Raw genomic sequence first — 21,765 nt, 5'->3', positions numbered from 1 at the left:
AAGTCAAGGGCTGAAAGAGGTTCCGCGTGTCTCAGGCGGTCACGAGGAACACGGGCACCTCGAAGAGTTCCGCACCGATCCGATCGCGCTGATGAAACGGGTCCGCGACGAATGCGGTGACGTCGGCTGGTTCCAGTTGGCCGGCAAGCAGGTTGTGTTGTTGTCCGGTGCGGAGGCCAACGAGTTCTTCTTCCGCGCCAGCGACGACGACCTCGACCAGGCCGAGGCGTACCCGTTCATGACACCGATTTTCGGCAAAGGTGTGGTGTTCGACGCCAGCCCCGAGCGGCGCAAGGAGATGCTGCACAACGCGGCGCTGCGCGGCGAGCAGATGAAAGGCCACGCCACCACCATCGAGCGCGAGGTCCGCCGGATGATCGCCGGCTGGGGCGAAACCGGCGAGATCGACCTGTTGGACTTTTTCGCCGAGCTGACCATCTACACCTCGTCGGCCTGCTTGATCGGAAGGAAGTTCCGCGACGAACTCGACGGTCGGTTCGCCCGCCTCTATCACGAGCTGGAGCGCGGCACCGACCCGCTGGCCTATGTCGACCCGTATCTGCCGATCGAAAGCTTCCGCCGGCGCGACGAAGCTCGAAAAGGATTGGTAGCGCTGGTGCAAGCGATCATGAACAACCGGATCGCGAATCCGCCGGCTGACAAAAGCGACCGCGACATGCTCGACGTGTTGATCACGGTCAAAGACGAGCACGGCAATCCCCGCTTTAGCGCCGACGAAATCACCGGCATGTTCATCTCGATGATGTTCGCCGGGCATCACACCAGCTCAGGCACCGCGGCCTGGACGCTGATCGAGCTGATGCGCCACCCCGACATCTACGCCGGCGTAATCAAGGAGCTCGACGAGCTCTACGCCGACGGCCAGCCGGTGAGTTTCCATGCGCTGCGCCAGATTCCGCGGCTGGAGAACGTGCTCAAAGAGACGCTGCGGCTGCACCCGCCACTGATAATCCTGATGCGAGTGGCCAAGGGCGAGTTCGAGGTGGAAGGCTATCCCATCCACGAGGGTGACCTGGTGGCGGCGTCGCCGGCCGTCTCCAACCGGATCCCGGAGGACTTCCCGGACCCTGACGAGTTCGTGCCGGAACGTTACGACGAGCCGCGTCAGGAAGACTTGATCAACCGGTGGACGTGGATTCCGTTCGGCGCCGGCCGGCATCGGTGTGTAGGAGCCGCGTTCGCCACTATGCAGATCAAAGCGATCTTCTCAGTGCTGTTGCGGGAATACGACTTCGAGATGACGCAACCGCCCGAGAGCTACCGCAACGACCACTCCAAGATGGTGGTGCAACTGGCCCAACCGGCCAAGGTGCGCTACCGCCGCCGCAATGGGGGTCGATGATGGGTTACAAGGTGCATGCCGACCTGGATCTGTGCCAGGGCCACGCGATGTGTGAGCTGGAGGCACCCGACTATTTCCGGGTGCCCAAACGCGGCCAAGTCGAAATCCTCGACGACGCGCCGCCCGAGGAGGCCCGCAAACAGATCGAGCAAGCCGTGTGGGCCTGTCCCACCCAGGCGCTGTCGATCGAAGAGACAGGAGAGTAGGACATGGCTGGATTTCCCCGCTCGGAGCTCGAAGACGTCGTGCAGCGTTGGCTCGACGCCAACCGGGAGGCCGAAAGAACCGGCGACTGGCGAATTCTCGCCGACTTCTACACCCACGACGCCACGTACGGCTGGAACATCGGTCCCAAGGAAGACGTGATGTGCATTGGGATCGACGAGATCCGCGACATCGCGCTGGGTCAAGAGATGGAGGGCCTGCAAGGCTGGCGCTACCCCTACCAGCGGGTCGTCATCGACGACAAGATAGGGGAAGTAGTCGGATTCTGGAAGCAGGTCGCGACCGACGCGGACGGCACCGAGCAGGAGGTGTACGGCATCGGCGGCAGCTGGTTCCGGTATGCCGGTGGCGGCAAATGGAATTGGCAACGCGACTTCTTCGACTTCGGGCATGTACAGGCGCTGTATATGGATCTGATCAAGGCGGGCAAGCTGTCGAGGGGGATGCAGGAACGCATCGAACGCAGCATGGCCGGCGAAAAGATACCCGGCTACTACCCGCTCGGAAAGGCGCCGGTCCCGCTATGGTGACCCCGGCCGTAGCATTGCCGCCCGGATTCGACTTCACCGACCCGGATCTGCACGCCGAGCGCATCCCGTTCGAGGAGTACGCGCTGCTGCGCCGCAGCGCGCCGGTGTGGTGGAATCCGCAGCCGCGCGGCGTGGGCGGCTTCGACGACGACGGTTTTTGGGTGGTGTCCAAGCACCGCGACGTCCGCGACGTTTCCCGGCGCTCGGATGTGTTCTCGTCAGGCTGCAAGGGTGCCATCCCGCGACTGGAGGACGACATCAGCCCCGAAGAGTTCCAGGCGACACTGTCGGTGCTGATCAACAAGGACGCTCCGGAGCACACCAAGCTGCGCGGCTTGGTGTCTCGGCTGTTCACTCCCCGGGCGATCGAAGCGCTGCGGCCCACCCTCGAACAGCGCGCCGAGCGCATCGTAGCGGCGGCCATTGAAGGCGGGCGGGGCGAATTCGTCCGCGAGGTCGCCAGTGAACTGCCAATGCAGGCCATCGCCGAACTCATCGGCGTCCCCGAAGAAGACCGGGTCAAGCTATTCGAGTGGAGCAACCAGATGACCGGCTACGACGACGCCGACGTCACCGTCGACTCACGGGTCGGCGCGGCCGAAATCCTGGGCTACTCTCACCAACTCGCCGAAACCCGTCGTCAGAAGCCAGGCAACGACGTGGTTTCGCGGCTGCTGAGCGCCACCATCGACGGCGAGCAGCTCACCCCGGAGCAGTTCGGCTTCTTCGTGGTCATGCTGGCCGTCGCCGGCAACGAGACCACCCGCAACGCCACGACGATGGGGATGATGGCATTTCTGGAACACCCTGACCAATGGGAGCTCTTCAAAAAGGAGCGCCCCACCACTGCCATTGACGAGATCGTCAGATACACATCGCCGCTGATCTGCCTGCAGCGAACCGCGCTGACCGACACCGTCATCGGTGGCACCGAGGTCAAAGCCGGCCAACGCGTGGTGATGCTCTACGTCTCCGCCAATTACGACGAAGAGGTGTTTGACCACCCCGAGAGATTCGACATCACTCGAAATCCCAATCCACACTTGGGTTTTGGTGGCACCGGCGCCCACTACTGCCTCGGCGCCAATCTCGCAAGGCTCGAGTTGGAGATCATTTTCAACAAGATTGCCGACAAGATGCCGGATATCAGCGGCCTTGGTGATCCTGCTAGGTTCCGGTCCGGTTGGATCAACGGTATCAAGCGGTTTCACACCGCCTACCGAAGCGGTTGCCCGGTCGCACTCTAAGGAGGCTTGGCTTCGTCGATGGCGTGCGTTTTGGACTCGGTGACCACCGACGGCGGTTTGCCGGAAGCCGTCCATAGCGGGCGCGCGCCCGATAGGCTGCGGCGCAGTGTGTGCCCGGTGGATGCGATCCGCAGTTCCCCGCCGGCAAGCCGGCACGTACGCTCACCCAGTCGGTCGCTTCGACGCAGGCTCGGAGCCAACTTTTGGCAGGAGGTTCACGGTGAAGACAAAAGGTGCGCTGATCTGGGAGTTCAATCAACCGTGGTCGGTCGAGGAAATCGAAATCGGTGACCCGCGCAAAGACGAGGTCAAGATCCAGATGGAGGCTGCGGGCATGTGCCACTCCGACCACCATCTGGTGACCGGTGGCATCCCGATGGCGGGGTTCCCGGTGCTGGGCGGTCACGAGGGTGCGGGCATCGTCACCGAGGTCGGGCCAGGCGTCGAGGACTTCGCCGAGGGTGACCACGTGGTGCTGTCGTTCATCCCGTCGTGCGGCAAATGTCAATCGTGTCAGGCGGGAATGCGTAACCTGTGCGACCTCGGTGCCGGACTGCTCAACGGTGCCGCGGTCTCCGACGGCACGTTCCGCATCCAGGCCCGCGGCCAGAACGTCTACCCGATGACGCTGCTGGGAACGTTCTCGCCGTACATGGTGGTGCACAAGAGCTCGGTGGTGAAGATCGACCCGTCGATCCCGTTCGAGGTCGCCTGCCTGGTGGGCTGCGGGGTCACCACGGGCTACGGCTCGGCGACCCGTACCGCCGACATCAGACCGGGTGACGACGTCGCGATCGTGGGCGTCGGCGGGGTCGGCATGGCGGCGCTGCAAGGAGCGGTCAACGCCGGCGCCCGCTACATCTTCGCGGTCGAGCCAGTGGAGTGGAAGCGCGACCAGGCACTGAAATTCGGTGCCACGCATGTGTATCCCGACGTGGAAGCTGCGTTGATGGGCATCGCTGAGGTGACCTACGGCCTGATGGCCAAGAAAGTGATCATCACCGTGGGCGAGCTGCGCGGTGCTGATATCGAGAACTACATGAACCTCACCGCAAAAGGCGGCACCTGCGTGCTGACCGCGATCGGCAGCTTGCTGGACACCGAGGTGACACTGAACCTCGCGATGTTGACACTGATGCAAAAGAACTTGCAGGGCACCATCTTCGGTGGCGGCAACCCGCAGTATGACATCCCGCAGCTGTTGTCAATGTATAAGGCTGGCAAGCTCAACCTCGACGACATGATCACCCGTCAGTACCGGCTGGAGCAGATCAACGAGGGTTACCAGGACATGCTGGACGGCAAGAACATTCGTGGAATCATCCGTTACACCGACGCCGACAGGTAGCCACCCATGACCAGGCCGTTGCGGGTGTTCCAGGTCGCCTCCGGCAATGTCGGCAGCGAGATGATAAAACGGATCGCACGCCATCGTGACCTGGAACTGGTTGGGCTACACTGCTATTCACCGGAAAAAGTAGGCCGTGATGCCGGTGAGATCGCCGGTATCGGGCCGATCGGTGTTCTAGCCACCGGAACGGTGGACGAGATCATCGCTGCCGCGCCGGATTGCGTGACCTTTCACGGCGTGTGGCCCGACCTGGGACTGTATGTGCCGGTGCTGGAGGCCGGTATCAATATTGTCACTACCGCTGACTGGGTTACCGGGTATCACCGGGACACCAATCACCGGCTTTCAGACAGCCGCACCGAATCCGAAGTGCTGCAGGCCGCCTGCCTGCGTGGCAATTCGACGTTCTACGGGACCGGGATGAATCCCGGGCTGGCGCAGATCCTTACGATCGTGCACAGTGCCGACGTGGCGGATATCGAAAACGTGACCTGTATCGAATCCGTGGACGTCTCATGCCACCATTCGGCCCCGACGTGGGCCAACTGCGGCTTTGGCCGCCCGGTCGACGATCCCGAAGTGCCGCATCTGCTGGAACTGGGCACCAGGGTGTTCGAGGACGGTGTGCGGATGATGGCCGACTGCCTCGACATCGCATTGGACGAGGTCACTTTTTCCTGCCAGCTCGGCGCGTGCACCAAGGACGTCGACCTCGGGTGGTACACCTTACCGGCCGGCTCGGTGGGCGGTGCGGCGTTCCAGTACGTTGGCGTCACCGGCAACGTGCCAAGGGTGGAGTTGCATCTGGAATGGCAGATGACGCCGCACACCAAGCCGCACTGGGATATTCAGGGCTGCTACATCACCAAAATCCAGGGCGACCCCTGCATCTATAGCAAGCACCTGATCCTGCCCAAGGCTGGCACCGACTTTTCCAGTCCGGAGTCGTTCGCGGCCATCGGCATGACGGTCACCGGCATGCCGCCCTCAACGCCATCCGTGCGGTGGTCGACGCCCCGCCGGGCATCGTCACCAGTGCCGATCTGCCACTACGCGCGTTCGCCGGCCGCTTCGCTGGCCCAGTCGGTGACGACCCACCGCGGTGAACGCGTTTCCCCATCTGCTGCAGCCCGGCCGGATCGGCGGGATGTCGGTGCGCAACCGGTTGGTGATGTCGCCGATGGAAACCATGTATGGCACCCCGGACGGGCTGCCGTCGCCGCGCACCCGCAACTATTTCGCTGCCCGCGCCAAGGGCGGCGTGGGCCTGATCACCCTGGGCGCCACCGGAATCGACCATCGCCATCTTGAGACACCTGGGAGTCTGCACCTGGGCACCGACGAGTCTGTCGGCGCGCATCGCGCGCTGGTGGAGGCGGTGCACGAACACGGCGCCAAGATCCAGCCGCAGATCGTGCACGCCGGGCCCGACAGCCTGGGCCCAGACATCCACGGCGTGACATCGCTGGGCCCCTCGGTCATTCCGTCGTATCTCACCGGGCGCCCGTCGGCGGAGATCACCAAAGAGCAGCTCATCAAGGTGTTCGACCTATTCAAGGCAGCGGTGCGCCGCGCCGCCGAGGCCGGATACGACGGCATCGAGCTACACGCCGCCCACGGCTATATGCTGCTGGGGTCTTTCCTTGCCCCGCAGCGCAACCGGCGCACGGACGAGTACCGCGGCAACTCGCTGCGCGGCCGCATCCGCATCGTGCTAGATGTGCTGGCCGCGATCCGCTCGGAGATCGGTAACGCGCTGCCCATCACCCTGCGGATCTCCGGCTATGAGCGGATTGCCGGGGGCCGCCCGATTTACGAAACCGCGCAAGTCGCACCGGAACTCGTCGCGGCGGGTGTGGACGCGTTTCATGTGAGCGGCGGGGTGATCGATCGGCTGGTCACCCGGATGGTCAACGGCGCCGACGACGGCAGCGCGCTCAACGTCGGCGCCGCGGCTGCGGTCAAGGAAGTGGTCGACGTTCCGGTGATCGCCGTCGGGCGCATCCACGACCCGGAACTTGCCGAACAAATCCTGGCCGACGGCCGCGCCGACTTCATCGCCATGGGCCGACCGCTTTTGGCCGACCCCGACCTGCCTCGCAAACTGCTTGCCGGGCAGGCGCACCGGGTGCGCAAATGCATCTCGTGTGAAAACTGCATCGACGCCATGGAACTGCGCTTCTCCGTCGACTGCGCGGTCAACCCACGCACCGGCAAGGAAAGCGAGCTGGCCGCAGGTCGCACCGCGCATCCGAAACAGGTCCTGGTGATCGGCGGCGGCCCAGCCGGCCTGGAAGCCGCTCGGGTGGCCGCCGAACGCGGGCACCACGTCAGGCTCGTCGAACGCGATGCTCAGCTGGGCGGCGCCTTGCGCTGGGCGTCGATTTTGCATCCCGAGAACGAGCCGTTTCTGCACTACCTGTGCGCCGAGATCAACCGAAGTGCAGTGGAAGTTCATCTGGGCCAAGCCGTTTCGGCTGACGACGTCGTCGCCCTGGACCCCGACGTGGTGGTGGTCGCTACCGGCGCCCACATAGCCATCCCCGCAATTGCTGGCGCCGAACTTCCCCATGTACGCACCGGCCCGGCCCTGCGAGAGTTGCTGGGCGGGCATGCCGATTCGGCAGCCCCGGCGTGGCAGCGGTTCAGTGCCCAACTGTTGTCGGGCTGGCGCCAGCGGCTCGTGAAACCCGCCGCGGTGCGGTTGGCCACCCGCGCATGGATGCCGCTGGGTCGGCGCGTCGCCATCATCGGAGGCGACCTGGTCGCAGTCGAGCTCGCCGAGTTTCTGGCCAACCGGGGCCGGTTCGTGTCGATCCTGGAGTCCGGCGAAGACATCGCACCGGAAGTGGGCAACAAGCGGAAGACCGAACATATGGATCGGCTGGATCGGCTCGGTGTCACCGTCCACGTCTGCGCTGCAATAGAACGGATCACAAAAGAGGGCGTGGTGTTCACGCCCGCCGGCGGCGCAACCCGCCAGCTGTCCGCGGACAGTGTCGTCATCGCCGGAACACCCGAACCGGACACGACGCTTTTTGACACGCTGCTGGCCACCATGGCCGATACCCAGGTGCATGCCGCCGGGGACTGCAATGGCCTTGGCTTGATCCGCAAGGCCACCGAGGACGGCGCCCGCGTCGCGTGCGCCATCTAGTGAGAGGAAGTGAAAAGCCGTGTCGCAGAGAACGATTCAACAGTCGCCAGCGCTAACTGCCTCGCAGTCGTCGTGGCGGTGCGTGCAGGCCCACGACCGGGAAGGCTGGCTGGCCCTGATGGCCGACGACGTCGTCATCGAAGACCCGATCGGCGACGCGCCCACCAACCCGGGCGGCACCGGTGTGCACGGCAAGGATGGGGTCGCCGCATTCTACGACTCCAACATCGCCGCTAACCAGCTCACCATCACCTGTGAGGAGACATTCCCGTCCAGCTCGCCGAACGAGATCGCGCATATCCTGGTGCTGCGCAGCAAGTTCGACAACGGGGTGACCAGCACCGTGCGCGGAGTGTTCACGTACCGCGTCAACGACGCAGGGCTGATCACCAACATGCGCGGCTACTGGAACCTCGATGCGATGACCTTCGGCAGACAAGAGTGACCCAGCTGCTGTCCGGCCGCGGAGCCGTGGTCGTTGGCGGCTCTCGGGGCATCGGAGCCGCCGTCGCCACCCAGTTGGCCCGCCACGGCGCAGGTGTGGTGGTGAACCGCCGTGAGCAGGATGTCGCCGAGCAGACCGCCGCCGGCATCGCCGCGGGCGGCGGTGCGGCGGTGTCCTATCCGGGTTCACCAGCTGATCCGGCGATCGCAGAATCGTTGATTACCAGATGTATTGACCTATTCGGCGGCGTGCACATCCTGGTGAACTGTGCTGGGATCGCCGAGCCGGCGGGTTCGTCTATTCTCGACATCAGCCCATCCCAATTCCGCGAACTGCTCGATTCCCACCTGGGTACCGTGTTTGCGACTTGCCGCGAGGCGGCGCCCAGGATGGTCGAGCAGGGCGGCGCCAGCATCGTCAACACCGGATCAGTGGCGTTCTTGGGTGATTACGGCGGCACCGGCTATCCAGCCGGCAAAGGCGCGGTCACCAGCCTCACGCTGGCTATCGCTGCAGAACTCAAACAGCATAAAGTCCGCGCCAATGTCGTTTGCCCCGGGGCAAAGACCCGGCTGTCCAGCGGGCCGGATTACGAGGCCACATCGCAGACCTGAACCGGCGCGGCTTGCTTGATGACGCCAGCTCGCATGCATCACTGGACGCCGCGCCGCCGGAGTATGTTGCTCCGCTGTATGCCTATCTGGTCAGCGATCTCGCCGATAACATCACCGGCGAAACCATAGGCGACGAAGCGGCCGTGGTCACCGTGGCGTCCACCGCGGGCCTTCGCGGTCACGGAGTCGGCCCGTCCTACACCAGCAGCAAAAAAGGGGTCATCGCGCTCACCCGACTCGCTGCATTCCAGTACGGCGCCAAAGGTATTCGGATCAATTGCGTGTGTCCCGGCGCTACCGCAGGCGAAGGCATGGGCGCAGCTTTCACCGACGCGGCTATGGCGGCCCGCGCCTCCGCCGACATCACCCTCCTCGGCGACGAGACCAGCTACCTCACCGGACAGGTCATCGCCGTCGATGGCGGCGCCGTCATCCGCTGAGAGCAACTGCGGATGCCAGGAATGCATCTTGACAGGGGGTAGCCGATACCGGCCCATATCCTTGAGCCCATGGCCACTGTCTTCACCAAGATCATCAACCGCGAATTGCCGGGCCGGTTCGTGTACGAGGAGGACGAGATTGTCGCGTTCCTATCCATCGAGCCGATGACACAAGGGCACACGCTGGTGGTGCCGCGCGCCGAGATCGACCAGTGGCAAGACGTCGACCACGCGGTGTTCAGCCGCGTCATGGGCGTGGCGCAGCTGATCGGCAAGGCGGTGTGTCGGGCATTTCACACACAACGCGCCGGGTTGATCATCGCCGGGCTGGAGGTGCCCCACCTTCACGTCCACGTCTTTCCGACCCGCCATCTCAGCGACTTCGGCTTCGCCCATGTTGATCGCCACCCGTCGCCGCAATCCCTTGACGAAGCCCAGGCCAAGATCAAAGCGGCGCTCGCCGAATTGGTTTGACGCTAAACCGATTCCGCCACATGGGCGGGCACGTCGCTGATACGCGGAAGGCTGACATGAAAGCAGCAGCCCTCTCCGGGAGCGGTGGTCACGGTGACCTTGCCACCATGGGCGTACACCAGCGAATCGACGATCGATAACCCCAGGCCGGTGCCGCCGCTGCTTCGGGTGCGCGACGAGTCGGTGCGATAGAAGCGCTCGAACACCCGAAGCGCATCCTGCTGAGTCATGCCGGGACCCTTGTCGGCGACTTCCAAAACCGCGTTGTCACCGTCGGTGCCGACCCGCACGGTGACGTCGGCGGTTTCCGGGGTGTGCTGCAAGGCATTGGACACCAGGTTGCTCAGCACCTGGCGCAGCCGCGCCTCGTCACCGAGCACCTCGGGGGTACCCGGGCCGTCGAGCACCTCCATGGCGATCTTGCGCTTGGGGGCGATCGACTGCGCGTCGTGCACGGCATCGCTTGCTAGCGCCAGCAGGTCAACCCGGCGTCGTTCGAGCGGGCGTTGCGCGTCCAACCGGGCCAGCAGCAGCAGATCATCGACCAGCAGGCCCATCCGGCGCGACTCGCTTTCGATCCGCGACATCAGCATCTCCACGTCGCGGGCGGCGCCCTGGCGGTACAACTCGGCGAACCCTCGAATCGTGGTCAGCGGGGTGCGCAACTCGTGGCTGGCATCGGTGATGAAGCGTCGCATGCGCTCCTCGGAAGTGCGCGCCTTTTCCGCCGAGGATTCCGACGCTGCCACCGCCTGCTGGATTTGCGCGAGCATTCCGTTGAGCGCCAACGAAAGTCGGCCCACTTCGGTTCGCGGATCACGCTCGGGGACACGGCGGTCGAGCTGTCCGGCGGCGATCGCCGCGGCGGTTCGCTCGACTTCGACCAGCGGGCGCAGGCTGCGGTGCACGACCGCGTAGCCCGCGATGCCCAGGACCAACAGCACCGCGGCCCCGATGCCGACCTGCAGCCAGATCAGTGAGCGCAGGGTGTGCTGGACGTCGGAGAGGTCGAAGGCAACCGTGATCAAGCGACCGAGCGGACCACGCACCGACACCGCCCGCCATTGGACATTGGATCCGTTGACCGATCCGACCGTCACCGGGTCGGGCCCGACATCGTTGTTGGCCGGCAGCGCCGGCTCGGCGTGGGAGTCGTTGATGGCCTGCCAGCTGCGGCCGTCCAGGCCGATGACGCGCACGTAAAACTTCGACGGCGGCCGGTCGGCGTTGGGCCCCTCGTAGGGCAGCTGCGAGATGCGACGCGGGGCTTGCACCCAGCTTCGGGACGCGTCGAGCAGAGTCTGGTCGGCCCGGTTGAGCAGGCTGTGCCGCAGGATCGACGTGACCGCGACCCCCGAGACGGCCAGCCCGCACGCCACCAGCACCAAGGTGGCGGCCACCAGGCCGACCCGCAGCGGCAGCCCTCGTTGGTGGTATCGCGCCATCCCCGTATTCTTCGCCTACCGGGTGCTGGTTGGCCGTGGAACCGGGTTCATCGCTATCGGGGCTCCCGCAGCACATATCCCACACCACGCAGTGTGTGCAGCAACCGCTTCTCGCCGGTGTCGATCTTGCGGCGCAGATACGAAACATAGGACTCGACGACGTTGACGTCACCGCCGAAGTCGTAGCGCCAGACGTGGTCGAGAATTTTCGGCTTGCTCAGCACCGTCCCGGCGTTGATCACGAAATACCGCAGCAGCGTGAACTCCGTGGGAGACAGCGACACCGGCTCGCCGGCCTTCCACACCTCATGGGTGTCCTCGTCGAGTTCGATGTCGGCGAACTTCAGACGCGCGGTTCGCGGTTGCGTCTTGCCCTTGCCGGCCCGTCGCAAGATGACTCGCAGCCGGGCCACGACTTCCTCCAGACTGAACGGCTTGGTGACGTAGTCGTCACCGCCGAGGGTCAGACCCGCGATCTTGTCTTGAAGCGAGTCGCGTGCAGTCAAAAACAGTGCTGGAGCGTCGATTCCGTCAGCGCGCAGCCGTCGCAGCACCCCGAAGCCGTCCATCCCCGGCATCATCACATCGAGGATCACCGCATCCGGACGGACTTCCCGGGCACGGTCCAGCGCCGCCGGCCCGTTGGTTGCCGTATGGACCTCGAAACCTTGGAATTTCAGGCTCACCGAGAGAAGTTCGACGATATTGTCCTCATCGTCGACGACAAGGACACGTGCTTCCGGTGCGGTTTCCTGTGTGGCGCCCGATGCCATGCCATCAATTTCCTCGCACGTAATTGAGCGTAACCTCCAAGGTGGCTGTGCACTTGCTGTGAGTTTGGTAGCAGTGGTTATTGTGCCGTCGGCGTCGCAGCAAGCACAGCCCGCCTACACTCAGGGGATGAACCTCGGCAAACGCCTGGCCGCCGTGGCCACCACACCGCTACGAGTCGGGTTGGCGGCGGCTGACGCCGGGCTTGGCGTAGCGACTTCGGCGGTTGGCCTGGCGAAACGAGTGGTGGGGCAGGCCGGCGACCAGCCCGGCTCGGTGACCCACATGTTTGGGCTCGACGACGCGATCGTGCGGGCGAACCGGCTGGCCCGGTTGTTGGACGAGGATGCCCCGCTGGGCCGCGCGATGGCACCGGACGGGCCGCTGGAGCGGCTGCTGCGCCCGGGCGGTGTGGTTGACAGGCTGACGGCACCCGGTGGCTTGCTTGACCGTCTGACCGCGGAGGACGGTGGTCTGGAGCGCGCACTGAAACCAGGTGGGCTGGTCGATCAGCTGCTCGCCGACGACGGGCCGATCGAGCGGATTTTGGCTGAGGACGGGCTAATTGACCGGCTGCTCGCCGAGGGAGGCGTGGTCGACAAGCTGACCGCCAAGCATGGGCCGCTCGAGCAGCTCGCCGACGTCGCCGACACCCTCAGCCGCCTCGCCCCGGGGATGGAGGCGCTGGAGCCGGCGATCGCCACGCTGCAGGAAGCCGTGATTTCGCTGACCATGGTGGTCAACCCGCTTTCTACTATCGCCGAGCGCATCCCATTGCCGGGGCGCCGGCCCCCGCGCCGCTCGCCGCCGCGGACAGTGCCCTAAGTGTGCGCGGGCCGGCCGCTTGCGAAGTTGACTTGCACCTGGACACCACGTTGACATGAGGTGACGCGATCGCCGGGTGCCGACAGGAATGGAGCCGCGTGAGAGACTCGAACTCTCGCCATTCGCCTTACAAGGGCGACGCTCTACCAACTGAGCTAACGCGGCCGGGGCCGGCTCGATGAGCCGTGACGATTCTACGACTCGGTGCCGCGGTCGAAGCCGAGCGGAGCTGCTGCTTGTTTCAGGACTGGCCTACTGCGTTTGGGCCACATGTGCACCATGCCGAGCAAGAGCGGCATCGGTCTAGGTGTGCGCTCCGTATGCACGGCTGAGCATCCAGGCGGCAAGGCCCACTGCTAAAGCCAGTCCCCCGTAGCCCAGCACCGACGGCCACCAAGGTTCGCTGGGCCGGGTGGGCTCCTCGTAACCGGCCAACGCCACCAAGAAGCTGCCGTTGTCGGTAGGGCCGACGCCCGGCAGCGACTGGGTCCTGGTCACCTTGATCTGGGCACTGCTGCTCGGATCGTTGATCTGACCCCACGCCAACGTGGAGTCGTCGAGCAAGAAGGTGTCTTGGCTGCCCGCGGGCTGGCTATCATCGCGGCCCACCAGCTGCACTTGGCCGACTTTGACGATCTGGTCGCGGGCGGGAACGTCAGCCAGGACGTCGTGGTAGACCTCCGGGGGTGCTGGCGGTCTGTAGTCCGGCGGTGGCGGGCCGTCCCAACCCTCCGGCGGTATCCAGGCCCCGCCGTAGAAGCTGCCCGACGCCAGGTAACTTTCGCCGACCGCGGTAAACGGGAACAGCCCAACCGTGGCGACGTCGAGCACGACCCGGCCCCCGGCCGGCACGTAGGCCTCCCGGTAGGCACCCTTGTACGAGTACCGGAAGGTCATCGCCTCGTCGAGCGGGTTGTACAGGCTTGGGCGGTGGTAGGCGTCGTAGTCGATGAAGTCCCAGTGCCGGGGGCGCGCCAGCGTCTGGTTGTCGGCCTTTATGACGTCGACGTTGCCGCTGTGGGCGTTGATCACGTTTTGCACCTGCTGTTTGAAGTCCACCACCTGGAGCATCGGGTGAATCGTGCCGAAATTGATCCGCGTCGGTGGCGCGGCCTTGGCAGCCGCGACCGCCTGCGGTGGCGCCTCCAGCCCCTTCGGCGGTGTCACCAGTGGCGCGTTTCTCGGTGCCCCGGCGGCTGGCGGGTTGATCTGCGGGGCCTGCACCCGAACCGTGCTCGGCGGCGGGGGACTTGGCGGAATGACTTGCGGCGTCTGCATCGGCGTCATGCTGGGCAGCTCCGGCGGAATCTCCGGGACCGGTACCAAGACACTGCTCCGGGGTGCTTGGGCTGGGCGCGGCGGGGGTTCTTCGTAACACGACCGCGGCGACGGAAGGCGATATTCCGCTACCCAGAACAGGCATTCGTCGCAGAAATTGGGATTGGCCCCGGCCCCAGCACACGGAGCCGCCTCTGCCGCACCCGGCGTGGTGGCTGTCATCCAAACCGGTGCGAAAGCCACGGCGGCTGCCGCCACAATCCCGAATGCTTTCATCTGGCAACCTTTCGGGAACCGCACCGGCGGGGGGTACCTACCACCGAGAGTAGTGCGGGCGGCTAGCGGCGGCTTTGACCGTTACCCGATACAGTGTCGCACCTTCTGGCATCGAACCCGGCCCGGACCACGCGCACGCTAGGCAACCTGGTTAGTCAGTCCGTGCTCGGGTAGTGACTCGACTGGGTTGGTTGGGTGCCAGCGACTGATGCCGGGCACATCAGATGTAGTAGGTTTCGCGCCCGCTCGGGTACCCACCGCCGTCGGTGGCGATATGAACGTGGTCGTAGTGGTTTGCGGTTTCTGAGCCGTAGTCCGCGGTCCAACTGGGCGCGCCAATACCCGGGTAGAAGGCCTGCCGCCAGATCACATGCACCACCCCCCCATCGTTTCGCATTGGCCAGGGCAAGCCCGGCGATCTGGTTGCCAAGCTCGATTCCCTCGGGGCTGTGATAGTTGGGGATCATCACGTCGATTGCCAACCCGCTCGGATGCCATTTCAGCGGATCCTGCCGAAACCCGCCGATCGTGGTGATCTCGGGAAACAGCACGCTGATTGCACGGGCCGCCCGGATGGTGTGCACCTGCAACCCCTCCTCCGGCGCGACACCGGGCGGTAATGCGAACTGGAATTGCTGGGCGGTGGTGGGCGCGCTTGCCGCCAGCGATTCCACCTCGGCGCGGCTGGCAAGACGCGGCGCGCTGGCCGGAACGGTCCCCTGGACGTGCGCTGTACTGGTCGGCCCGGATGGTTTCGCCGTGGGGGTTGCTGCCGGGATCTCGGCGCAGCAGGGATGCCGGGTGGCTTGGGCGTGGAAGATGGCGGCGGAGACGGCGATCGAGGCGGCCAATGCCAGCCAGCGGCCTCGACCGTTGGCTAACAAGGCTCTGCTCACGTGCAGCACCTTACTGTCATGTCCGGTGTGGCGTAGCAATTTTCGCCAGCTCTTCGTTGACCACGCGGCGGCGCCCCACACCTCAAGCTCGCGACCGACGATCTAAATCCCATTGCCCGAAATCGGTGGCGAGAACCTCGTCCACGTCCACGTGTGTGCCCGCCAGCAACGGTCCCGGGCTCGACGGCGTGTTGACCACCGACTGATAAAGCACCGCCGCAGGCTCGCGCTCGCCATGCGACCATGCGCTGGTCTGCCACGCCCACCGGTGCCCTGCAGTAGTCGAGCGTCCAATTACGCCGTCTTCGATCGCCCACCGACACGCCTGGGCATGCCCATAGATGCCGGTACGATCCGCCCCGAGTACCGAGTTGATTCCCCGAAACCACTCTAGCGCAACGGTTTTCCAGATTTTCTGGTCGATATCCTCGTCGATGCTGAAGAATATCGGGGCCGAATCGCCTCCCCCTGCCGCGGTGTGGAACCGCAGGGCTGTCTGGGCATCGGCCACGCCGCCGTCATACCCGCGGGTGTAATCGGATGGGTCAGGCCAGCCGGGCTTGCCGTACTGGTAGTTGCTGACCACGTGAAGACCAGCCGCGCGAAGCGCGCCGGCGTACTCGCGGGTGACGGGCTTGAAATCGAAGTTTGCACCCGGCCGCGACTCAGCCACATACACCACCGCTCCGTCATAACCCGCCGATTTGATCTGATCGGCCGGCACCAACCGCTCCGTAAAGTCGATCAACTTACCGCCGGCCGCTGACGCCGTCGGCCCGCCGGATATCGCGGCCAGCATCCCTGAGCTCAGTAGAACTGGTGTGACAGAGGCATATTTGAGGACCTCGCGTCTGGACACAGATCGCGGTCCGCCGCGTCCGGATGGTGCAACCCCACGGTGCACTGCGCGATGGTAACAAGACATGGCCTTACCTCGGCCACTGCGTTGTAGCGACAGCAAGCTGCAGAATACGCAACGATGTGAGCCGGGTTTCGCCACCGCAAACATCGATCCCGGCGCGGGTAGCACAGTCGTGGCAGAGTCGAAGTTGTGATGGCGACCCGATCAGGTGGTAAGCCCCGCCATCGTGCCACCCCGGTGCGCGCACAGGTGCGCCGGAGGCTGGTGCGTGGCTGCTGTGCGCTGGTGTCGGCGGCAGCGGTGGTGTTGACCGGCGCCGGTTGGTGGGTGGCCCATGGAGCACTGGGCGGCATCACCGTTTCTCAGGCGCTGCGTTCTGACGACCCACGTTCCAGCGGCGGGTCGATGAACATCCTGCTGATCGGCCTGGACTCGCGGAAAGACCAGAACGGCAACGATTTGCCGTGGGCGATCTTGAAGCACCTGCATGCCGGAGATTCCGATGCCGGCGGCTACAACACCAACACCTTGATCCTGGTTCACGTCGGCGCCGACGACCGGGTGGTTGCCTTCTCCATCCCCCGCGACGACTGGGTGCCGTTTCGCGGGGTGCCGGGATACCACCACATCAAGATCAAGGAGGCGTACGGGCTCACCAAGCAATACGTCGAGCAGAAGCTCATCGACAAAGGGGTCAGCGACCAAAAAGAACTGGAGACCAAGGGCCGCGAAGCTGGTCGGGCGGCGACCTTACGGGCGGTGCGCAACCTCACCGGGGTTCCGATCGACTACTTCGCCGAGGTCAACCTGGCCGGCTTCTACGACCTCACCCAGAGCCTGGGCGGCGTGCAGGTCTGCCTCAAGCACGCCGTCTACGACGAGTATTCCGGCGCGGACTTCCCGGCGGGCCGGCAGACTCTCAACGCCGAGCAGGCACTGTCGTTCGTCCGGCAGCGTCACGGGCTGGAGAACGGCGACCTCGACCGCACCCATCGCCAGCAGGCATTCCTGTCCGCGGTTGTGCGCCAACTGCAGGATTCGGGCACCTTCGCAGATCTCAGCAAGCTCAAGAGCCTGATCGCCGTGGCCCGCAAAGACGTGGTGCTCTCCGCCGGCTGGGACGAGAACCAGTTTCGCCGGATGGCCACGCTTGCCGGCGGCAACGTCGAATACCGCACCCTGCCCGTGGTGCGCTACGAAAACATCGACGGCCAAGACGTCAACATCGTCGACCCCGCCGCGATCAAGCGCGAGGTGGCGGCGGCGTTCGGCACTCCCGAGTCCGCCGCCCCCACGACCAGCACGCCCAACCCGGCGACGGTCGTCGACGTCGTCAACGCCAGCAGCGTCTCCGGAATCGCCGGCAAGGTGTCGCGCATCTTGCGTGAACATGGCTATACCCCTGGCGAGGTGCGTGACCGGGTGCGCGGTGAACCCACCGTAACCGCAATCGACTACGGTGCGGGCGCGGGCACCGACGCCCACGACGTGGCGGCGCTGCTGGGCATCGACGTGTCCGATCATAGTGATAGCGCCTTGCGCCCCAACCGGATCCGCGTCGTGGTAGGAGACGACTACACCCCACCTTCATCATCTCTCGACGAAACCGCTACCACCTCAACGGCTTCCGGTTCGTACTACACGTCACGCGCCGCCACTTCCACTGAGCCCACGCCAGACCGAGGGGCGCCCATCGACGGCGGTGGCGTGCCCTGCGTCAACTAAACTTCCGGGCGGGCCAAGAAGGCCAACACGACACTGACGAATGCGTCTTTGGCTTCGATCATCGTCCAGTGCCCGCAGTTGGGGAATACATGTAGTTCTGCGTTGGGGATGGTGCGCATCGGGATGAGCGCCATGTCCAGTGGGCTCACCCGGTCGTCGCGACCCCAGGTGATCAACGTCGGCGCCTTGAGCCGATGCATCACCGCCCACGGTTGCGGGCGCTTCGACGCGTCCATGGCCTTGGTCATCTGCGCGAAGGCCTCCCTCGCATGCATCCGCCGCGCGGCCGCCAGCGTCTTGGGGTGGGTGGCCTGCTGCCAGCGCTCCTCGATGAGCTCGTCGGTCACGACTGCGGGGTCATAGACCATCGAATGCAGCCAGCGGATCAGCCGTTCTCGGGTGGGCTCCTCGGTGAACTCCTGCAGCAGCCGGATGCCTTCAGGCGGGCCGGGACTGAAAATATTGCGGCCGATGCCGCCGATGGTCACCAGCCGCCGCACCCGCTCAGGATGTGCGATTGCATAGTTGATCGCGATCGCACCGCCCATCGAGTTGCCGACGATGTCCACCCTGCCCAACTCGAGCGTGTCGATGAATCGCACCACCGCGTCGAACGCGGTGAGCATGGGGTGCCCGCCGAAGTCGTCGCTGACACCGAAGCCGGGGAATTCCAGTACCAGGCAACGGTATTGCTCGGCGAACGCGCCGAGCACGCCGCGGAAGTTGCGCCACCCCGTCACACCGGGACCTGAGCCGTGCAGCATCACCAGCGGTGGCCCGTCGCCGGCCTCGTGATAGCGCAGCACGCCAGCATCGGTCTCGATTTCCCGAAAGGTGTCCTCGTAGCTGACATCTCGCGTCATGCGTGAGTACCGCCGTCGATGCGGATTTCGGTGCCGGTGATAAACGCACCGTCTTCGGACACCAGCATCGCGACCACCCCGGCCACGGCCGCGGGATCGGCCATCCCCGCTCCGCTGGATTCCAGCGTGGTGGGCAGGATCGGTGAAAGTCGGGCGAACAGCGACCAGTCGGCGTCGGCGGGAATGTATCCTGCTGTGGCATCAGTGATTCCGGACTTGATGCTGCCGGGGGCGACACACACTGCGCGCAGTCCTTGGCGCGCGTATTCCAGGGCGATCGCATGGGTAAAGGACTGGATGCCGCCCTTGCTGGCCGCGTAGGCCGCCATATAGGGGTGCGCGAATGCAGCCGATGTGGAGCTGAAGTTGACGATGGTGCTGCGCGGGTTTTTCAGCAGCGCCGGAAGCGACTCACGCACCACAAGGAAGGTCCCCGTCAGGTTGACGGTGATGATGTGGTTCCACAGCTGCGTGCTGGTCTGGTGCGTGTGTGCCGCCCGCAGCATGCCGGCCGCGTTGACCAGCGAGTCCAGGCCACCCAGCGCGTCGACGGCCGACCGCACACCGTCGGCCACTGACGTCTCGTCGCCAACGTCCATCTCTACGGTGGTGAGGCGTTTAGCCGACCCCGACTCCTCGGCGCGGGCACGGGTCTTGTCCAGTACCGCGATATCGGCGGCGACCACAGACGCGCCCTCGTCCAGCAACCGCAGCGCGGTGGCCTGGCCGATTCCTGACGCAGCGCCGGTCACTAGGATGCGGTTGCGCTCAAGTCGCCTCATGTTCTTTCTCCTCGGCTCGCTGGCCCATAACGTATTTGACGATTGGCGTCGTGGTCCAGCCTCATACGCTGGTCAGGTTGAAGCCGTCTTTGCCCAATTGATGTAGCGCAGGATCTCCGGCTGCGGCGCATACTTTCTCGGTCGGACGTCCCATGTCACAGCCGGTTGCGCAGGAACGAGGTGAATCCCGGCGTCGTCTCCACCCGCAGCCGGGTCAGTCTCCGGGCGCTGATACACCAGCGGCCGTCCACCTTTCGGTATTCCTCGTGGTAGTGGGCGTAGCCCTGCACGTGCTCCTCGTGGTCGCCGTTGGTCCACCACAACGAATCCTCCATCGCCCATATCCCGCGAGCCGTGGTGTCCGACGTCAGCGCGATCTCCGGTGTATGACCGTGGTGGACGCTGGTGATCCGCACCGGACCGCCCAAGCAACCGACCACGGCTGGAGACCGGTCAGCTGCTCGCGGTAGGAAACACCAGGCGGCCGTTGCTTCTGATGAGGTTCGGTCATGCTCCAGCCGCTCGATCACGACGACGTAGAGCCGCTCCTGTCAAGCTGGCACAGCATCTGCGAGCTCCAGTGCGGCTATCGCGCAACAGCAACGAGTGCGTCAGGAAGCGTTTTCGCTCAGTGGGACTGCGTCCCACATTGCCGACGCCGTCTGTGACGGTTTGGGGCATGCAAGGCACTGAGGGGGTGCGCCCAGCGCCTTTCCGCGGCCCGAGTCCTGCACTGGTACGCCTTCGCCGAGTGACGTCATTGTGCTGGTTGTCGATCGGCTTGCAGGACCGCTGGTGACCATTCACTTCGTTGCCTCATCTGAGATAGGCGATGTAGCCGGCATCCATTTCAACTGCCTCGATGCCGCCATGCTGTCCGGCCACACACCGTGGGCTCACGAATGGGAGCGCCCACAACTTTCCGCTGACCGGGATCACCAAAGATGTCATGATCACCGACAGGGCACCATCGATCGCGAGTCCCCGACGTTAGGACACAGCATGACCGAGCGGGTAATCGATCGGCTGATGGACATGGCCGACCAGCTGCGCGAGCAGGCGGCCGAGGCGGAGAGAATCGGCCGGCTGACCGATCAGACCACCAAGGCGATGAGGGAAGCTGGATCGATCCGGCTCCTACAAACCGCCAAGTACGGCGGCTACGAGGTCCATCCGCGTGAGTTCGCCGAGACGGTGATGGCTACCGCGGCGCTTGATCCCGCCGCCGGCTGGATCACCGGTGTGGTGGCCGTGCACCCCTACCAGCTCGCCTACGCCGACCCGCGGGTGGCCGAGGAGATCTGGGCCGACGACCTCGACACCTGGGTGGCGTCCCCGTATGCGCCGCAGGGCGTGGCCAAACCCGTCGATGGCGGCTACATCTTCAACGGCCGCTGGCAGTTCAGTTCCGGCACCGACCAGTGCGACTGGATCATCCTGGGCGCCATGGTCGGCGACAGCGACGGCAAGCCGGTCATGCCCCCGCAGATGCTGCACATGATCCTGCCGCGTAAGGACTACGAGATTGTCGAGGACTCGTGGAACGTCGTGGGGCTGCGCGGAACCGGATCCAAGGACATCATCGTGCGCGATGCGTTTGTGCCCGCCTACCGGACCATGGACGCGACGAAGGTGATGGACGGCACCGCCCAGCGTGAGGCGGGCATGACCAAGCCGCTGTACCTGATGCCGTGGTCGACGATGTTCCCGTTGGGAATCACCGCGGCGGTGGTCGGCATCGCCGAAGGTGCGCTGGCGGCGCACCTGGACTACCAACGAGACCGGGTGGCGGCGACCGGAACGGCGATCAAGGACGATCCATACGTCATGTATGCCATCGGTGAGGCCGCCGCCGACATCAACGCTGCCCGCCAGGAGCTGCTGGCCAATGTGGACCGCATCTACGACATCGTCGACGCCGGTAAGGAGGTGTCGTTCCATGACCGCGCAATTGGGCGGCGCACCCAAATCCGTGCGGCATGGCGCGCCGTCATGGCCGTCGACCAGATCTTCGCCCGCTCCGGGGGCAATGCGTTGCGGATGGACAAACCCCTGCAGCGGTACTGGCGCGACGCACACGCCGGGCTTAACCACGCTATCCACATGCCGGGCACCGTCTTTCACGCGTCCGCGCTGAGTTCGCTGGGCATCGATCCGCCCGAGGGTCCGCTGCGGGCCCTGATCTAGGAGGACGGC

At 65.0% G+C, this 21,765-nt stretch carries 19 protein-coding genes, 1 tRNA gene and 4 pseudogenes; 14 read left to right on the top strand and 10 right to left on the bottom strand.

The annotated features are described in order from the left end of the window. Positions 1-10 precede the first annotated feature (10 nt). The 11 genes and pseudogenes from MYXE_RS03285 (at position 11) to MYXE_RS03240 (ending at position 9,846) form a co-directional block, all read left to right on the top strand. On the top strand, positions 11-1,363 hold the full coding sequence (locus tag MYXE_RS03285; RefSeq protein ID WP_172468573.1) for a cytochrome P450: 1,353 nt from the start codon (positions 11-13) through the stop codon (positions 1,361-1,363). Beyond that, positions 1,363-1,569, top strand: a complete 207-nt coding sequence (locus MYXE_RS03280; RefSeq protein WP_085194761.1) for a ferredoxin — start codon at positions 1,363-1,365, stop codon at positions 1,567-1,569. The genes MYXE_RS03285 and MYXE_RS03280 overlap by 1 nt, the downstream gene beginning before the upstream one ends. A 3-nt stretch (positions 1,570-1,572) precedes the next feature. Next, the gene (locus MYXE_RS03275; RefSeq protein ID WP_085194763.1) at positions 1,573-2,118 is read left to right on the top strand and encodes a Cif family virulence factor; all 546 of its coding nucleotides are present in this window, start codon (positions 1,573-1,575) and stop codon (positions 2,116-2,118) included. Next, complete coding sequence (locus MYXE_RS03270; protein WP_085194765.1) at positions 2,112-3,365, top strand: cytochrome P450; 1,254 nt, start codon at positions 2,112-2,114, stop codon at positions 3,363-3,365. The genes MYXE_RS03275 and MYXE_RS03270 overlap by 7 nt, the downstream gene beginning before the upstream one ends. A gap of 220 nt (positions 3,366-3,585) precedes the next feature. Then, on the top strand, positions 3,586-4,713 hold the full coding sequence (locus MYXE_RS03265; protein WP_085194767.1) for an NDMA-dependent alcohol dehydrogenase: 1,128 nt from the start codon (positions 3,586-3,588) through the stop codon (positions 4,711-4,713). Between the two features lie 6 nt (positions 4,714-4,719). Further along, positions 4,720-5,822, top strand: a pseudogene (locus MYXE_RS03260) (NAD(P)H-dependent amine dehydrogenase family protein). Beyond that, positions 5,819-7,873 (top strand): oxidoreductase, encoded by a 2,055-nt coding sequence (locus tag MYXE_RS03255; protein WP_085194769.1) that lies wholly within the window; start codon positions 5,819-5,821, stop codon positions 7,871-7,873. Before MYXE_RS03260 ends, MYXE_RS03255 begins: the two are co-directional and overlap by 4 nt. A gap of 34 nt (positions 7,874-7,907) precedes the next feature. Then, complete coding sequence (locus MYXE_RS03250) at positions 7,908-8,318, top strand: ketosteroid isomerase family protein (RefSeq protein WP_415624471.1); 411 nt, start codon at positions 7,908-7,910, stop codon at positions 8,316-8,318. Positions 8,319-8,344: 26 nt separating this feature from the next. Further along, positions 8,345-9,180 (top strand): annotated as a pseudogene (locus MYXE_RS03245) (SDR family NAD(P)-dependent oxidoreductase); the annotation flags it as partial. Between the two features lie 63 nt (positions 9,181-9,243). Further along, entirely contained in the window at positions 9,244-9,372 is a 129-nt protein-coding gene (locus MYXE_RS25205) for a hypothetical protein (RefSeq protein ID WP_415624470.1), read from the top strand. A 69-nt stretch (positions 9,373-9,441) separates the two neighbouring features. Continuing rightward, the gene (locus tag MYXE_RS03240; protein ID WP_085194771.1) at positions 9,442-9,846 is read left to right on the top strand and encodes an HIT family protein; all 405 of its coding nucleotides are present in this window, start codon (positions 9,442-9,444) and stop codon (positions 9,844-9,846) included. A gap of 2 nt (positions 9,847-9,848) precedes the next feature. Here MYXE_RS03240 and MYXE_RS03235 read toward each other — a convergent pair whose 3' ends face one another. Continuing rightward, positions 9,849-11,291, bottom strand: a complete 1,443-nt coding sequence (locus MYXE_RS03235; protein ID WP_003923197.1) for a sensor histidine kinase — start codon at positions 11,289-11,291, stop codon at positions 9,849-9,851. Between the two features lie 53 nt (positions 11,292-11,344). Continuing rightward, positions 11,345-12,064, bottom strand: a complete 720-nt coding sequence (locus MYXE_RS03230) for a response regulator transcription factor (RefSeq protein WP_085194773.1) — start codon at positions 12,062-12,064, stop codon at positions 11,345-11,347. A gap of 127 nt (positions 12,065-12,191) precedes the next feature. On the opposite strand from MYXE_RS03230, the gene MYXE_RS03225 reads away from it, so the two are divergent. Then, positions 12,192-12,887, top strand: a complete 696-nt coding sequence (locus MYXE_RS03225; RefSeq protein ID WP_085194775.1) for a hypothetical protein — start codon at positions 12,192-12,194, stop codon at positions 12,885-12,887. An 89-nt stretch (positions 12,888-12,976) separates the two neighbouring features. Here the strand turns inward: MYXE_RS03225 and MYXE_RS03220 are convergent. The 4 genes and pseudogenes from MYXE_RS03220 to MYXE_RS03205 all read right to left on the bottom strand — a co-directional run bounded on the left by MYXE_RS03220 (position 12,977) and on the right by MYXE_RS03205 (position 16,241). Further along, positions 12,977-13,052: transfer RNA gene (locus MYXE_RS03220), tRNA-Thr, on the bottom strand. A gap of 138 nt (positions 13,053-13,190) precedes the next feature. Beyond that, positions 13,191-14,441, bottom strand: coding sequence for a hypothetical protein (locus MYXE_RS03215; RefSeq protein WP_085194777.1), 1,251 nt, complete (start codon positions 14,439-14,441; stop codon positions 13,191-13,193). A 220-nt stretch (positions 14,442-14,661) separates the two neighbouring features. After that, positions 14,662-15,418: pseudogene (locus MYXE_RS03210) on the bottom strand (glycoside hydrolase). 1 nt (position 15,419) lies between these two features. After that, entirely contained in the window at positions 15,420-16,241 is an 822-nt protein-coding gene (locus MYXE_RS03205) for a DUF1906 domain-containing protein (protein WP_039891362.1), read from the bottom strand. A gap of 150 nt (positions 16,242-16,391) precedes the next feature. On the opposite strand from MYXE_RS03205, the gene MYXE_RS03200 reads away from it, so the two are divergent. Beyond that, a complete protein-coding gene (locus MYXE_RS03200; RefSeq protein ID WP_085194779.1) occupies positions 16,392-17,924 on the top strand; it encodes an LCP family protein in 1,533 nt (510 codons plus the stop codon). Here the strand turns inward: MYXE_RS03200 and MYXE_RS03195 are convergent. From MYXE_RS03195 to MYXE_RS03180, 4 genes and pseudogenes are all read right to left on the bottom strand, one after another. Then, positions 17,921-18,787, bottom strand: a complete 867-nt coding sequence (locus MYXE_RS03195) for an alpha/beta fold hydrolase (RefSeq protein WP_085194781.1) — start codon at positions 18,785-18,787, stop codon at positions 17,921-17,923. The genes MYXE_RS03200 and MYXE_RS03195 overlap by 4 nt on opposite strands. Further along, positions 18,784-19,569 carry an SDR family NAD(P)-dependent oxidoreductase gene (locus MYXE_RS03190; RefSeq protein ID WP_003923189.1) on the bottom strand — a complete coding sequence of 262 codons (786 nt, stop codon included), beginning with the start codon at positions 19,567-19,569 and terminating at the stop codon, positions 18,784-18,786. The genes MYXE_RS03195 and MYXE_RS03190 overlap by 4 nt, the downstream gene beginning before the upstream one ends. Positions 19,570-19,724: 155 nt before the next feature. Further along, positions 19,725-20,036: pseudogene (locus tag MYXE_RS03185) on the bottom strand (nuclear transport factor 2 family protein); the annotation flags it as partial. A gap of 349 nt (positions 20,037-20,385) precedes the next feature. After that, on the bottom strand, positions 20,386-20,526 hold the full coding sequence (locus MYXE_RS03180; protein WP_161552037.1) for a hypothetical protein: 141 nt from the start codon (positions 20,524-20,526) through the stop codon (positions 20,386-20,388). A 45-nt stretch (positions 20,527-20,571) separates the two neighbouring features. Here MYXE_RS03180 and MYXE_RS03175 point away from each other — a divergent pair, with 45 nt between their 5' ends. Further along, positions 20,572-21,756 (top strand): acyl-CoA dehydrogenase family protein, encoded by a 1,185-nt coding sequence (locus tag MYXE_RS03175; RefSeq protein ID WP_003923187.1) that lies wholly within the window; start codon positions 20,572-20,574, stop codon positions 21,754-21,756. Positions 21,757-21,765 lie beyond the last annotated feature (9 nt).

Source organism: Mycobacterium xenopi (genome assembly GCF_009936235.1).
GTDB classification, from domain to species: Bacteria; Actinomycetota; Actinomycetes; order Mycobacteriales; family Mycobacteriaceae; genus Mycobacterium; species Mycobacterium xenopi.
This window is presented reverse-complemented; position numbering and strand designations above follow the sequence as displayed.